The sequence below is a fragment of the Pseudomonas sp. GW821-FHT07G10 genome (assembly GCF_059418545.1).
In genome coordinates this window covers 121992-136293 of the sequence record NZ_JBWKQB010000011.1, presented here as the reverse complement: position 1 = coordinate 136293, position 14302 = coordinate 121992, and the positions used below count along the sequence as shown (strand labels likewise).

The 14302-nt window shown below is 57.3% G+C and carries 11 protein-coding genes; all 11 read left to right on the top strand.

The window, feature by feature from the left end; all coding sequences use genetic code 11:
• Positions 1-13: 13 nt before the first annotated feature.
• The 11 genes from AC07O1_RS14800 to AC07O1_RS14750 all read left to right on the top strand — a co-directional run bounded on the left by AC07O1_RS14800 (position 14) and on the right by AC07O1_RS14750 (position 14221).
• Positions 14-2827 carry an LPS-assembly protein LptD gene (locus AC07O1_RS14800; RefSeq protein WP_495089177.1) on the top strand — a complete coding sequence of 938 codons (2814 nt, stop codon included), beginning with the start codon at positions 14-16 and terminating at the stop codon, positions 2825-2827.
• Complete coding sequence (surA, locus tag AC07O1_RS14795; RefSeq protein ID WP_495089176.1) at positions 2808-4124, top strand: peptidylprolyl isomerase SurA; 1317 nt, start codon at positions 2808-2810, stop codon at positions 4122-4124. The genes AC07O1_RS14800 and surA overlap by 20 nt, the downstream gene beginning before the upstream one ends.
• Positions 4121-5110: a 4-hydroxythreonine-4-phosphate dehydrogenase PdxA gene (gene pdxA / locus AC07O1_RS14790; protein WP_494990557.1), complete on the top strand. Its 990-nt coding sequence runs from the start codon at positions 4121-4123 to the stop codon at positions 5108-5110. The genes surA and pdxA overlap by 4 nt, the downstream gene beginning before the upstream one ends.
• Positions 5107-5925, top strand: a complete 819-nt coding sequence (gene rsmA, locus AC07O1_RS14785; RefSeq protein ID WP_495011960.1) for a 16S rRNA (adenine(1518)-N(6)/adenine(1519)-N(6))-dimethyltransferase RsmA — start codon at positions 5107-5109, stop codon at positions 5923-5925. The genes pdxA and rsmA overlap by 4 nt, the downstream gene beginning before the upstream one ends.
• 123 nt (positions 5926-6048) lie before the next feature.
• A complete protein-coding gene (apaG, locus tag AC07O1_RS14780; protein WP_494990559.1) occupies positions 6049-6429 on the top strand; it encodes a Co2+/Mg2+ efflux facilitator ApaG/CorD in 381 nt (126 codons plus the stop codon).
• Positions 6429-7310 (top strand): symmetrical bis(5'-nucleosyl)-tetraphosphatase, encoded by an 882-nt coding sequence (locus AC07O1_RS14775; protein WP_495089175.1) that lies wholly within the window; start codon positions 6429-6431, stop codon positions 7308-7310. Before apaG ends, AC07O1_RS14775 begins: the two co-directional genes overlap by 1 nt.
• Before the next feature lie 33 nt (positions 7311-7343).
• On the top strand, positions 7344-7673 hold the full coding sequence (gene glpE / locus AC07O1_RS14770; protein WP_494990561.1) for a thiosulfate sulfurtransferase GlpE: 330 nt from the start codon (positions 7344-7346) through the stop codon (positions 7671-7673).
• Positions 7674-7970: 297 nt separating this feature from the next.
• Positions 7971-9893 (top strand): PrkA family serine protein kinase, encoded by a 1923-nt coding sequence (locus AC07O1_RS14765; protein ID WP_494990562.1) that lies wholly within the window; start codon positions 7971-7973, stop codon positions 9891-9893.
• A 209-nt stretch (positions 9894-10102) separates the two neighbouring features.
• Positions 10103-11374 carry a YeaH/YhbH family protein gene (locus AC07O1_RS14760; RefSeq protein WP_494990563.1) on the top strand — a complete coding sequence of 424 codons (1272 nt, stop codon included), beginning with the start codon at positions 10103-10105 and terminating at the stop codon, positions 11372-11374.
• Complete coding sequence (locus AC07O1_RS14755; RefSeq protein ID WP_494990564.1) at positions 11371-12933, top strand: SpoVR family protein; 1563 nt, start codon at positions 11371-11373, stop codon at positions 12931-12933. The genes AC07O1_RS14760 and AC07O1_RS14755 overlap by 4 nt, the downstream gene beginning before the upstream one ends.
• 64 nt (positions 12934-12997) lie before the next feature.
• A complete protein-coding gene (locus tag AC07O1_RS14750) occupies positions 12998-14221 on the top strand; it encodes a multifunctional CCA addition/repair protein (protein WP_494990565.1) in 1224 nt (407 codons plus the stop codon).
• Positions 14222-14302: the final 81 nt, after the last annotated feature.

Sequence of the window (14302 nt, the reverse complement as noted above, 5' to 3'; positions counted from 1 at the left end):
CCGGACTAATAAGATGGCATTGAAATCCCCCGCGTTTCGTAAAAAATTTCCGTTGTTGGTTACCGGCAGTTTGCTGGCCCTGCAACCTTTAGCCACTCAGTACGTGGTCGCCGCGGAACAGTATGACTGCTCAGTGTCTGCTTCGGGTGCCTGGGACTGCGCACCAAAATCCAACGCTGCTCAATTGCCTCCGCGCCCTGCGCATGACGCGAATGCAGTCAGTTCCAACGGCGAGAGCCCGGCAGCCAACAGCGCCAGCAACGAAACCGCTACCAAGACCACGCTCGTCACCGAGGCCAAGGGCCGCGGCCTGCAGTCGCGCAGTGCCGACTACAGCCACCTTGACTGGGTGCCTCGTGAGAAGCTGACTGCTGCGCAATTGGCCGAGACCGGTCCTTATTGCTCTGGTTCCTATATCGAACCGATTCGTCCGGGCATGAATGACACGACGAATAAAAGTGACGCTCCAACGTTTATCGGCGCCAAAGCATCGCGCTATGAGCAAGAGCAACAGGTCGCGACCCTGGCCGGTGACGTGGTCATGCGCCAGGGCAGCATGCAGGCCGAGGCCGACGAAGCCAGCCTGTATCAAGCTGAAAGCCGTGGCGAGCTGAGCGGCAATGTCCGCATTCGCGACAACGGCGCGCTGCTCGTCGGCGATCACGCCGATGTGCAGCTCGATACCGGCGAAGCCAAAGTCGATAACGCTGAGTACGTGATGCACAAGTCGCGCGTGCGCGGCAGCGCGCTGTACGCCAAACGTGCCGAGAACGCCATCATCCGCCTCAAGGATGGTACGTACACCACGTGCGAACCGAACAGCAACGCCTGGCAGCTCAAGGGTAACAACATCACCTTGAACCCGGCGACCGGCTTCGGCACCGCGACCAACGTGACGCTGCGGGTCAAAGACATTCCGGTGTTCTACACCCCGTACATCTACTTCCCGATCGATAACCGTCGCCAGTCCGGCTTCCTGCCACCGACCATTGGCAGCGGTACCAAAACCGGCCTGTTGCTGGTCACCCCGTACTACTTCAACCTGGCACCCAACTACGATGCCACGTTGTATCCGCGCTACATGAGCAAGCGCGGGATGTTGATGGAAGGCGAGTTCCGCTACCTGACCAAGAGCAGTGAAGGTCAGTTTGGTGCTGCTTACTTGAATGACGACGACACTGAACGCAGCAAGCAGACCGGTTACGAAAAAACCCGCTACATGCTCAACTGGCAGCACAAGGGCGGACTTGATTCGCGCACACTGACAGAAGTCGACTACACCAAGATCAGCGATCCGTATTATTTCCAGGATCTGGAAACCGATCAGATTGGTGTCAGAACTGCCGACTACGTGAACCAGCAGGGTGTCGTCACCTACCGCGGCGACGATTACGTCGCGCGAATCAACGCACAGGCCTATCAGCTGGCAACCGTCTCCAACATCACACCGTACAACCGCTTGCCGCAGATCACCTTCAACGGTGCGCTGCCGTACCATCCAGGCGGGCTGAATTTCGCGTACAACACCGAAATCGTACGCTTTGACCGTAATTTGAAAAACGGCGACTTTATCGATGAAAACGGCAATGCCTCGCCACGGCTAGATACAAACGTTGTGGGTCTGGCGCGTGCAAACGGTGACCGCCTTGATCTTGAGCCGGCTGTCAGTCTGCCGCTCAACTGGACTTACGGCTTCCTGAAACCATCGCTCAAGTACAAGTTCACCCAGTACGATCTGAGTCTCGATGGAACAGGCAAGAGCCAGATCGTTGCGCAACAGCAAGCAGCGGCAGCGGCCGGTACCGATAACATCAATGGCGACTTCAACAACAATCAGAACCGCGGCGTACCTATCGCTAGCATCGACAGCGGTCTGTACTTCGATCGCAACACTCAATGGTTCGGCAAAAACTACCGCCAGACCCTTGAGCCGCGCCTGTTCTATCTCTATGTGCCAGAGAAAGACCAAACCGACATCCCTGTCTTCGACACTGGCGAGTACACGTTCAACTACGCTTCGCTGTTTCGCGACAACCGCTTCTCTGGCTCTGATCGTGTCGGCGACGAGAACAAGCTGTCGCTGGGCGTGACCAACCGCTGGATTGAAGACAATGGCTTTGAGCGCCAACGCATCAGCGTCGGCCAGGCCGTTTACTTCAAGGATCGCGAAGTCCAGTTGCCGGGCATCGATGCAACCACCCGCAACGATGCACACTCCAAGGTTTCGCCTTACGCACTTGAGTACGAATACCGCTTCAACCGTGACTGGCGCACCACCGCCGACTACAACTGGGACCCGGACAGCCGCAGCCCTCGCTCCGGCAGCGCGATGTTCCATTACCAGCCGGAAGACAACCCGAACAAGGTCATCAACGCCGGTTATCGCTATCGCAATGATCAGGTCCGTTATGACCAGACCACCGGTAAGTGGACAGTGGGTGGTGGCGACTACGGCACTCCAGGCACTCCGGGATTCGTGAAAGACTATTACAAGATCAAGCAGCACGATTTCTCGGTGATCTGGCCGGTCGTGCCGCAATGGAACGCCATCAGCCGCTGGCAGTACGACTACAACCGCAACCGCACTCTGGAAGCCTTCGGTGGTTTCGAGTACGACAACTGCTGCTGGAAACTGCGCCTGATCAACCGTTACTGGGTTTCCTATGACGAGTTCAGTCAAGAAGCCCCGCAAAACGAAAAAGGCGACCATGGCATCTTCCTCCAAATTGTTCTGAAGGGTCTCGGTGGCGTTACTGGCACCAAAGTAGAGAGCTTCCTTAACAAAGGCATTCAAGGTTATCGTGAACGTGAAGACCAAGCTTTCTGATTGTCTGCGCCCGCTGATGCTGGGCGCGCTGTTACTGGGTACCGCAGCGAACGCTGCGGTGCAGCCCATCGATAAAGTGGTGGCCATCGTCGATAACGACGTAGTCATGCAGAGCCAACTGGACCAACGGGTTCATGAAGTTCAACAAACCATCGCCAAGCGCGGTGGCGGCATGCCGCCAACCAGCGTGCTGAACCAGCAGGTGCTCGACCGCCTGATCGTCGAAAACCTGCAACTGCAGATCGGCGAACGTTCCGGCATCCGTATCACTGATGAAGAGCTGAACCAGGCGATCGGCACCATTGCCCAGCGCAACAATATGACCGTGGACCAGTTCCGCGCCGCCCTGACCCACGACGGCCTGTCTTATGAAGACGCTCGTGATCAGGTTCGCCGCGAGATGATCATCAGCCGTGTACGTCAGCGCCGTGTGGCTGAGCGTGTCCAGGTATCAGAGCAGGAAGTGAAGAACTTCCTGGCCTCGGACCTGGGCAAAATGCAGCTGTCCGAAGAGTTCCGTCTGGCCAATATCCTGATTCCTACTCCGGAAAGCGCAAACTCTGAAGCGATTCAGAATGCCGGACGCCAGGCTGCCGATGTCTATAGGCAACTCAAGCAAGGCGCCGATTTCGGTCAGTTGGCAATCGCCAGGTCCGCCAGTGAAACCGCGCTGGAAGGCGGCGAGATGGGCTGGCGTAAAGCCGCGCAACTGCCACCACCGTTTGATCGCATGCTGAGTTCGATGTCTGTCGGCGAAGTGACCGAGCCGATGCGTACTCCAGGCGGCTTCATCATTCTGAAGATCCTGGAAAAGCGTGGCGGCCAGACTCAGGTGCGCGACGAAGTGCACGTGCGCCACATCCTGATCAAACCAAGCGAAATTCGTAGCGAAGAAGAAACCAAGCGTCTTGCCCAGAAACTCTACGACCGGATTGAAGCCGGCGAAGACTTTGCTGAACTGGCGAAAAGATATTCGGAAGACCCGGGCTCCGCGCTTAACGGCGGCGACCTGAACTGGATCGATCCGAACGCCCTGGTGCCCGAGTTCCGCGCAGTGATGGCCAAAACCCAACAGGGCCAACTGTCCAAACCGTTCAAGAGCCCTTACGGCTGGCACGTCCTGGAAGTCCTTGGCCGCCGCGCCACCGACAGCACCACCCAGGCCCGCGAGCAGCAAGCGATGACTGTACTGCGTAACCGCAAATACGACGAAGAGCTGCAAACCTGGTTGCGTCAGATCCGTGACGAAGCCTACGTAGAGATCAAACTCCCTGGCGCTGACCGGGCATCGCAGTGAAACCCAAACGTTTCGCGCTGACACCGGGCGAGCCTGCCGGTATAGGTCCCGACCTGTGCCTGCTGCTCGCCGCGCACCCCCAGCCGCATCCCCTGATTGCCATTACCAGCCGCGACCTGCTCCTTGAGCGGGCCGTGCAGCTGGGTGTGGTTGTCGACCTGCTACCGGTTACCCCGGATAGTTGGCCGGATCAACCCGCCCCAGCTGACAGCCTGTATGTCTGGGACACCCCACTGCAGAGCAAGGTCATCGCCGGTCAGCTGGATAAATCCAATGCATCGTTTGTACTGGAAACCCTGACCCGCGCCGGCCAAGGCTGTCTGGACGGGCACTTTGCCGGAATGATCACCGCACCTGTGCATAAGGGCGTGATCAATGAGTCGGGAATCGCTTTCTCCGGCCACACCGAGTTTCTCGCAGACCTGACCCACACCCCTCAAGTGGTGATGATGCTCGCCACACACGGCTTGCGGGTCGCGCTGGTCACCACGCACCTGCCATTGCGGGAGATTGCCGATGCAATCACCCCTGAACGCCTGGAGCGGGTCACGCGGATTCTGCACACCGACCTGCAACAAAAATTCGGCATCGCCCAGCCACGCATCCTCGTCTGCGGACTCAACCCGCATGCCGGCGAAGGCGGACACCTGGGCCACGAAGAAATCGACATCATTGAACCAACCCTGGAGCGTCTGCGCGCTGAAGGCATGGACCTGCGTGGTCCCTTGCCCGCCGACACTCTGTTTACCCCCAAGTATCTGGAGCACTGCGACGCGGTGCTGGCGATGTACCACGACCAGGGCCTGCCCGTGCTGAAATACAAAGGCTTCGGCGCGGCAGTCAACGTGACCCTCGGTTTGCCGATCATCCGCACCTCAGTCGACCACGGCACCGCCCTGGACCTGGCTGGTAGCGGAAAAATCGACACCGGCAGCCTGCAAGTCGCCCTGGAAACCGCCTACCAGATGGCCGAGACCCGTTTATGACCGAGCATTACCAACACCGGGCGCGCAAGCGTTTCGGCCAGAACTTCCTGCACGATGCCGGCGTTATCGACCGTATCCTGCGCTCTATACACGCCAAAGCCGAAGACCGCCTGCTGGAAATCGGCCCGGGTCAGGGTGCGCTCACCGAAGGCCTGCTCAACAGCGGCGCCCAACTGGACGTGGTTGAACTGGACAAGGACCTGATCCCAATCCTCAACCAGCAATTCGCCGGCAAGAGCAATTTCAACCTTCACCAGGGCGATGCACTGAAGTTCGACTTCAGCAGCCTGAATGCCGCCCCCAACAGCCTGCGCGTCGTCGGCAACCTGCCGTACAACATCTCCACGCCGCTGATCTTCCACCTGCTGAACAATTCAAGCCTGATCCGCGACATGCACTTCATGCTGCAAAAGGAAGTGGTCGAGCGTCTGGCCGCAGGTCCCGGCGGTGGCGATTGGGGCCGTCTGTCGATTATGGTTCAGTACCACTGCCGGGTCGAACACCTGTTCAACGTCGGCCCCGGCGCGTTCAACCCGCCACCAAAAGTTGACTCGGCGATCGTCCGCCTGGTGCCGCACGCCGTGCTGCCGCACCCGGCCAAAGACCATCGTTTGCTGGAGCGCGTCGTTCGCGAAGCCTTCAACCAGCGCCGCAAGACCCTGCGCAACACCCTCAAAGCCTTGCTGAGCAATGCTGAAATCGAAGCCGCCGGCGTTGATGGCAGCCTGCGCCCAGAGCAGCTCGATCTGGCGGCCTTTGTCCGTCTGGCCGACAAGCTCAGCGAACAAGTCGCCGAGCAACCTGCCGACATCTGACAGGCCAGAAGCGTTATCGGGTAGGACACCGGCCCTCATGTCTGGTTTACTACCCGATACTTGGCCTAGACTGACCTCAATCAGTTACGCCCCGCGTCCCGCTTTGCTTTTAAGGCCTTTTGCATGTCCGATCCTCGTTATCAGGTCGACGTCAGCGTCGTCACTCGCTATCTGGCAGAACAGTCACAGCCCGAGCAAGACCGCTTTGCCTTCGCCTACACCATTACCGTAAAGAACAATGGCCTGCTACCGGCCAAGTTGCTCTCTCGGCACTGGGTCATTACCGATGGCGACGGGCATGTCGAAGAGGTTCGCGGTGCAGGTGTGGTTGGCCAGCAACCGCTGATCGACGTCGGCCAGAGCCACACCTACAGCAGCGGCACCGTGATGACTACCCGCGTGGGCAACATGCAGGGGACTTATCAGATGCTCGCCGAAGACGGTAAACACTTCGACGCCATCATCGCGCCTTTCCGCCTGGCGGTGCCCGGAGCCCTGCACTGATGGCGACGTACGCCGTCGGCGACCTGCAAGGCTGCCTCGAACCACTGCAATGCCTGCTCAAGCGGGTCGCCTTCGATCCCGCCAAAGATCGCCTCTGGCTGGTGGGTGACCTGGTCAACCGCGGCCCGCAGTCGCTGGAAACCCTGCGTTTTCTCTACAGCATCCGCGAATCGCTGGTTTGCGTTCTCGGCAATCATGACCTGCACTTGCTGGCCGTCTGGCAGGACATCGAGCGTCTGAAGAAAGCCGATACCTTGCGCGAGATTCTCGAAGCGCCGGATCGCAAAGAGCTACTTGAATGGTTGCGCCAGCAAAAGCTGATGCACTACGACGAACAGCGCGAAATAGTACTGGTCCACGCCGGCATACCGCCGCAATGGACGCTGAAAAAAGCCCTGAAGTGCGCAGCCGAAGTCGAAGAAGCGTTACATGACGACAACCTCTTCGCCCCTTATCTGGATGGCATGTACGGCAACGAACCGGTGAAATGGGACAGCGACCTCAAAGGCACTGCTCGCCTACGGGTGATCACCAACTATTTCACTCGCATGCGCTTCTGCACCAGCGAAGGCAAACTCGATCTCAAAGGCAAGGAAGGCATAGATACAGCCCCGCCAGGCTATGCACCCTGGTTCCAGCACAAGGAACGCAAGACCAAAGGCCTGAAGATCGTCTTCGGTCATTGGGCCGCCCTCGGAGGCCAATGCAATGAGCCAGGCCTCTTCGCCCTCGACACCGGCTGTGTCTGGGGCGGCGCCATGACGCTGCTGAATATCGACACCGGTGAACGCCTGGAGTGCAAGTGCGATGCTCAAGGCCACGTCAAACCGCCTGCCACCGACTCCACCCCCGAACAATTACTGACCACCGAAAAGCGCTGAACCGCGCTTTTAGCCAGGCCACAGGAGCCCGCCATGAGCGAATTCAAACGCATCCCCCCCGAACAAGCCCATGCCCTGCGTGAGCAAGGTGCAGTGGTGGTCGACATCCGCGACCCGCAGACCTATGCCCTGAACCACATTAGCGGCTCACTGCATTTGGACAACCACTCCATCTCCGACTTTATCCGCGCTGCGGACCTGGATGCACCACTGGTCGTAGTCTGCTACCACGGCAACTCCAGTCAAAGCGCGGCCGCGTATTTGATCAGCCAAGGCTTCTCCGACGTCTACAGCCTGGACGGCGGCTTTGAACTATGGCGCACAATTTACCCCTCGGAAATCGCGCAAGGCGTTTCTGAATAATTTTTTTCTAAAGCTCTAGCCCGCGCCCCCCGTGGGCTTGCGCCCTGGCTGACGAACGGTCGACCAGAACTAATTGCGCATTGCGCCTTGACCTCTCTGATTCCGAACTATCCTTAGGCACAGGCCATCCAAATTAGGGGAGAGCCGGTACACCGGCGTTCGGGTCATCGGTATTAGCTTTCAAGGTCAATAGCTTTGAAAGTGTTCTGGGGGGGTACAAGGCAACTGGATTTCAGTTGCACCAGCACTCGACTGACTGATCCGGCGTCGGCTCCACGTATCGAGCGAGGTGACGTCATGAGTATTTTTAGCCACTTCCAACAACGTTTCGAGTCCACACGCCAGGAAGAACTTACGCTGCAAGAGTATCTAGAGCTCTGCAAAAAGGATCGCAGCGCCTATGCCTCTTCAGCCGAACGCCTGCTACTGGCAATCGGCGAGCCGGAATTGCTGGATACTTCTGCCAACTCGCGGCTGTCTCGAATCTTTTCCAACAAGGTGATCCGCCGCTATCCGGCCTTTGAAGACTTTCATGGCATGGAAGAGTGCATCGATCAGATCGTCTCCTACTTCCGCCACGCCGCTCAGGGCCTGGAAGAGAAGAAGCAGATCCTCTATCTGCTTGGCCCCGTCGGAGGCGGTAAATCGTCCCTGGCCGAGAAGCTGAAACAGCTGATAGAGAAAGTGCCCTTCTACGCAATCAAGGGCTCGCCTGTTTTCGAGTCACCTCTTGGGCTGTTCAACTCCACAGAAGATGGCCAGATCCTCGAAGAAGACTTCGGTATCCCACGGCGCTACCTCAGTACCATCATGTCGCCTTGGGCGACCAAGCGCCTGGCCGAGTTTGGCGGTGACATCAGTCAGTTCAGGGTGGTCAAGCTCTACCCATCGATCCTCAATCAGATCGCCGTCGCCAAGACCGAGCCTGGGGATGAAAACAACCAGGACATTTCTGCGTTGGTGGGCAAGGTCGATATCCGCAAACTGGAAGAGTTCCCGCAGAACGACGCAGACGCCTACAGCTACTCCGGAGCTCTGTGCCGGTCCAACCAGGGCCTGATGGAGTTTGTCGAAATGTTCAAGGCACCGATCAAGGTGCTGCACCCATTGCTGACGGCAACTCAGGAAGGCAACTACAACAGTACCGAAGGCTTGGGCGCCATTCCGTTTACCGGCATCTTGCTGGCGCACTCCAACGAATCGGAATGGCACACCTTCCGCAACAACAAGAACAACGAAGCCTTCATCGACCGGATCTACATCGTCAAAGTGCCATACTGCTTGCGCGTCAGCGATGAAGTGAAGATCTACGACAAGTTGCTGTTCAACAGCTCTCTGGCCAAGGCCCATTGCGCGCCCGACACCCTGAAAATGCTTGCGCAATTCACCGTTCTTTCGCGACTCAAGGAGCCGGAGAACTCCAATATCTACTCGAAAATGCGCGTGTATGACGGCGAAAACCTCAAAGACACGGACCCGAAAGCCAAGTCGATTCAGGAGTACCGCGATAACGCAGGGGTCGATGAGGGTATGAATGGGCTCTCGACCCGATTTGCGTTCAAGATCCTGTCCAAGGTCTTCAACTTCGACCCCCACGAGATCGCCGCCAACCCCGTACACCTGCTCTATGTGCTCGAACAACAGATTGAACAGGAGCAATTCCAGGCGGAAACCCGCGAGCGCTACCTGCGCTTCCTCAAGGAGTATCTGGCACCACGTTATATCGAGTTCATCGGCAAGGAGATTCAGACAGCCTACCTCGAGTCCTACAGCGAGTATGGCCAGAACATCTTCGACCGGTACGTGCTCTACGCCGACTTCTGGATTCAGGATCAGGAGTACCGCGATCCGGAAACCGGAGAAATCCTCAACCGCGTAGCCCTGAACGAAGAACTGGAGAAAATCGAGAAACCGGCCGGCATCAGCAATCCCAAGGATTTCCGTAACGAAATCGTCAACTTCGTGTTGCGCGCCCGGGCCAACAACAACGGCAAGAATCCAACCTGGCTCAGCTACGAGAAGCTACGGGTGGTGATCGAGAAGAAAATGTTTTCGAACACCGAGGATCTGCTGCCGGTTATCAGTTTCAACGCCAAGGCCAGCAAAGAGGACCAGCAAAAACACAACGACTTCGTCACACGAATGGTCGAGCGCGGCTACACCGACAAACAGGTACGACTGCTCTCCGAGTGGTACCTGCGGGTCAGAAAATCACAGTAACCCGCTGCCGGTCGCACCGGTTGTCGTTAGCCAGAGGCCTGTGTCAACGATTTCTGTTACACAGGCTTCAGGGAGGTGTTTGAAAGTCGGTAGCGAGGCTCAGACAGAGAACGGGTGGCCCGCACGACGCAGAAATGCGCGTGGCGCCACCCCACTCGACACAGCCCGACCCGCTCTCGGCTTTTCAAGACAGCTTCTAAGGAGCAGTCATGAGCTATGTGATCGACCGACGTCTCAATGGCAAGAACAAGAGCACGGTTAACCGCCAACGGTTTCTGCGGCGTTACCGTGATCACATCAAGAAGGCAGTTGAAGAAGCCGTCAGCCGTCGCTCCATCACCGACATGGAGCATGGCGAACAGATCAGTATTCCCGGTCGCGATATCGACGAGCCGGTGCTTCACCATGGGCGCGGCGGCAAGCAAACGGTGGTTCACCCCGGAAACAAAGAGTTCAGCAGCGGTCAGCATATCCCTCGCCCACCTGGTGGAGGTGGCGGAAAAGGTCCTGGCAAGGCCGGTAATTCCGGCGAAGGCATGGACGAATTTGTGTTCCAGATCACCCAGGAAGAGTTTCTCGAATTCATGTTCGAGGACCTGGAACTGCCCAACCTGGTCAAACGCAACCTGGCCGGAACCGACACGTTTAAAACCGTCCGCGCCGGTATCAGCAATGAAGGCAACCCTTCGCGGATCAATATCATCCGCACGCTGCGCTCAGCCCACGCCAGACGTATTGCGCTGTCCGGCAGCAGTCGGGCAAAACTGCGTGAGGTAAAAGACGAGCTGGAGCGCCTAAGACGCGAAGAGCCAGATAATTTCGGCGATATTCAGGAAATGGAAGCGGAAATCGAGCGTCTTAGCGCCCGCATCAATCGTGTACCGTTTCTCGACACCTTCGACCTCAAGTACAACCTGTTGATCAAACAGCCCAACCCCAGCTCGAAAGCCGTCATGTTTTGTCTGATGGACGTCTCCGGCTCCATGACACAAGCGACCAAGGACATCGCCAAACGCTTCTTTATCCTGCTGTACCTGTTCCTCAAGCGAAATTACGAAAAGATCGACGTGGTGTTCATCCGCCACCACACCAGCGCCCGGGAAGTCGACGAGGAAGAGTTTTTCTATTCCCGCGAAACGGGCGGCACCATCGTTTCCAGCGCCTTGAAGCTGATGCAGGAAATCATGGCCGAACGCTATCCAAGTAATGAATGGAACATCTACGCAGCCCAGGCTTCCGACGGCGACAACTGGAACGATGATTCGCCGATTTGCCGCGACATCCTGATCAACCAGATCATGCCATTCGTGCAGTACTACACTTATGTTGAGATTACCCCGCGCGAACATCAGGCTCTATGGTTCGAATACGAACGGATCGCCGAAGCCTTTGTCGATACTTTCGCCCAGCAACAATTGGTCTCGGCCGGAGATATCTATCCGGTCTTTCGTGAACTCTTCCAGCGCAGGTTAGTGACATGACCGCCAGAGAGCAGAAACGTATCCCTATATCCACCGGCTCAGAATGGACGTTTGAGCTGATTCAGGCCTACGACCGCGAAATCAGTCGTATCGCGAATCGCTACGCGCTCGATACCTATCCCAATCAGATCGAAGTGATTACCGCCGAGCAAATGATGGATGCCTACGCCTCTGTCGGCATGCCACTGGGCTATCACCATTGGTCCTATGGCAAACACTTTCTCAGCACTGAAAAGTCCTACACTCGCGGCCAGATGGGGCTGGCCTACGAAATCGTGATCAACTCAGACCCGTGCATCGCCTACCTGATGGAAGAAAACACCATCTGCATGCAAGCACTGGTGGTTGCCCATGCCTGCTACGGACACAACAGTTTTTTCAAAGGCAATTACCTGTTCCGCACCTGGACCGATGCCAGCTCAATCATCGATTATCTGGTGTTCGCCAAGCAGTACATCATGCAATGCGAAGAACGCCACGGGATCGATGCGGTAGAAGACCTGCTGGACTCCTGCCACGCTCTGATGAACTACGGCGTCGACCGCTACAAACGCCCGTATCCGATCTCGGCGGAGGAAGAACGGCGCCGGCAGAAAGACCGGGAAGAACACCTGCAAAAGCAGATCAACGACCTCTGGCGCACCATTCCCAAAGGGGCGGACAAATTCAGCGACAAGGATAATGCGCGCTTCCCCGCCGAACCTCAGGAAAACATCCTCTATTTCATCGAAAAACACGCGCCATTACTGGAGCCATGGCAGCGGGAAATCGTGCGCATCGTGCGCAAGATAGCGCAGTACTTCTACCCACAACGCCAAACCCAGGTGATGAACGAAGGCTGGGCTACGTTCTGGCATTACACCTTGATGAACGACCTGTATGACGAGGGGCTGGTCACCGATGGGTTCATGATGGAGTTCCTGTCCTCCCATACCAGCGTGGTCTTTCAACCTGGATTCGACAGCCCCTATTACAACGGGATCAACCCCTACACCCTGGGTTTTTCCATGTACCGCGACATCCGGCGGATGTGCGAAGCGCCCACCGAAGAAGACTACCGCTGGTTCCCGGAAATCGCCGGTACCGACTGGCTCTCCAGCATCAAATTCGCCATGAGCAGCTTCAAGGACGAGAGCTTCATCCTGCAGTACTTGTCACCCAAGGTGATCCGCGATCTGAAGCTGTTCAGCATCCTGGATGACGATCAGAAGGAAGATCTGCTGGTTCCGGCGATACACGACGAAGACGGCTATCGGATCATCCGCGAAACCCTGGCGGCGCAATACAACCTGGGCAATCGCGAGCCCAACATACAGATCTACAGTATCGACCGGCGGGGAGACCGCTCGCTTACCTTGCGTCACCAGCAGCACGACCGTAAACCGCTGGGAGATTCCACCGACGAAGTACTCAAGCATCTGCACCGGCTCTGGGGCTTCGATATCCACCTGGAAACCCTGCAAGGCGACCAGGTGATGAAAACCCATCACGTACCGCCGAAAGGCGAGCATAGCGAGGGCGATTACGGCCGATTGGACCTGGCAGTCATCCACCTTTGATTCCCCCAAAACCTCCGTAAGTTCGACGCAAGGGTTATCCTGTCGAGCTAACGGAGGTTTTTTTATGCAGATTTATAAAGTCGGCGGCGCAGTGCGTGATCGCTTGTTGGGCAGGCCTGTCACCGACATCGACTGGGTTGTGGTGGGCGCCACCACGGAAGAAATGCTCGCGAAGGGATATCGCCCGGTAGGCGCCGACTTCCCGGTATTTCTGCATCCGCAGAGCGGTGAGGAATACGCGCTCGCCCGGACCGAACGCAAAAGTGGTCACGGCTATTGCGGCTTCACTTTTCACGCAAGCCCGGAAGTCACGCTTGAAGAAGACCTGATCCGCCGCGACCTGACAATCAACGCCATGGCCGAAGATGACCAAGGCGCCTTGACCGACCCCTATCATGGTCAGCAAGATCTTGATGCCCGCGTACTTCGTCACGTTTCACCCGCATTCGCCGAAGATCCGCTCCGGGTTCTGCGGGTAGCCCGCTTTGCCGCACGCTATGCCGAGCTTGGTTTCAGCGTCGCCCCTGAAACCCTCGAACTGATGCGCCAGCTCAGCGAATCAGGCGAGCTTGAAGCACTGACGGCGGAGCGCAGCTGGAAAGAAATTTCCCGCGCCCTGATGGAAAACCAGCCTCAGGTGTTCATTCAAGTGCTGCGCGATTGCGACGCACTTAAAGTATTGCTTCCCGAAGTTGATGCCCTGTTCGGCGTGCCGCAACCCGAAGCTCATCACCCGGAAATCGACAGCGGCGCACACACCCTGAGCGTCCTCAAACAAGCTGCTTTGTACGCTCAACCACTGACAGTACGCTGGGCGTGCCTGCTACACGACCTTGGAAAAGGGCTGACACCAGAAAGTCAGTGGCCGAAACACATTGCCCATGAACACAAGGGATTGCGCCTGATCAAGGCGGTGAACGAACGCTTCAAAGCGCCAAGGGATTGCCAGGAGCTGGCCTTGCTGGTCGGCGAGTACCACACTCACGGGCATCGCGCCCTTGAACTCAAGCCCTCGACATTACTGGAGCTGCTGCAGAGCTTTGATGTCTATCGTCGACCGCAGCGCTTTGAAGAGTTCATCGCAGCCTGCGAAATGGACGCACGGGGTCGCAACGGCTTCGAGCAGAGAAGTTACCCACAGGCGCAATATTTGAGAGGCGCAGCGAACGCAGCGCGGAACGTGGCGGTTCAGCCGTTATTGGAGCAAGGTTTCAAAGGACCGGAACTGGGCGAAGCTTTGAAACAAGAACGCCTTAAGGCGCTGAAGAATTACAAAGAGCAGCAATAAGCAAAATCAAAAGATCATCCGAACGCGACCCTAACCTTCGGTAGCCCCTACACGGATCAGCGTAGGAGCTGCTGAGGGCTG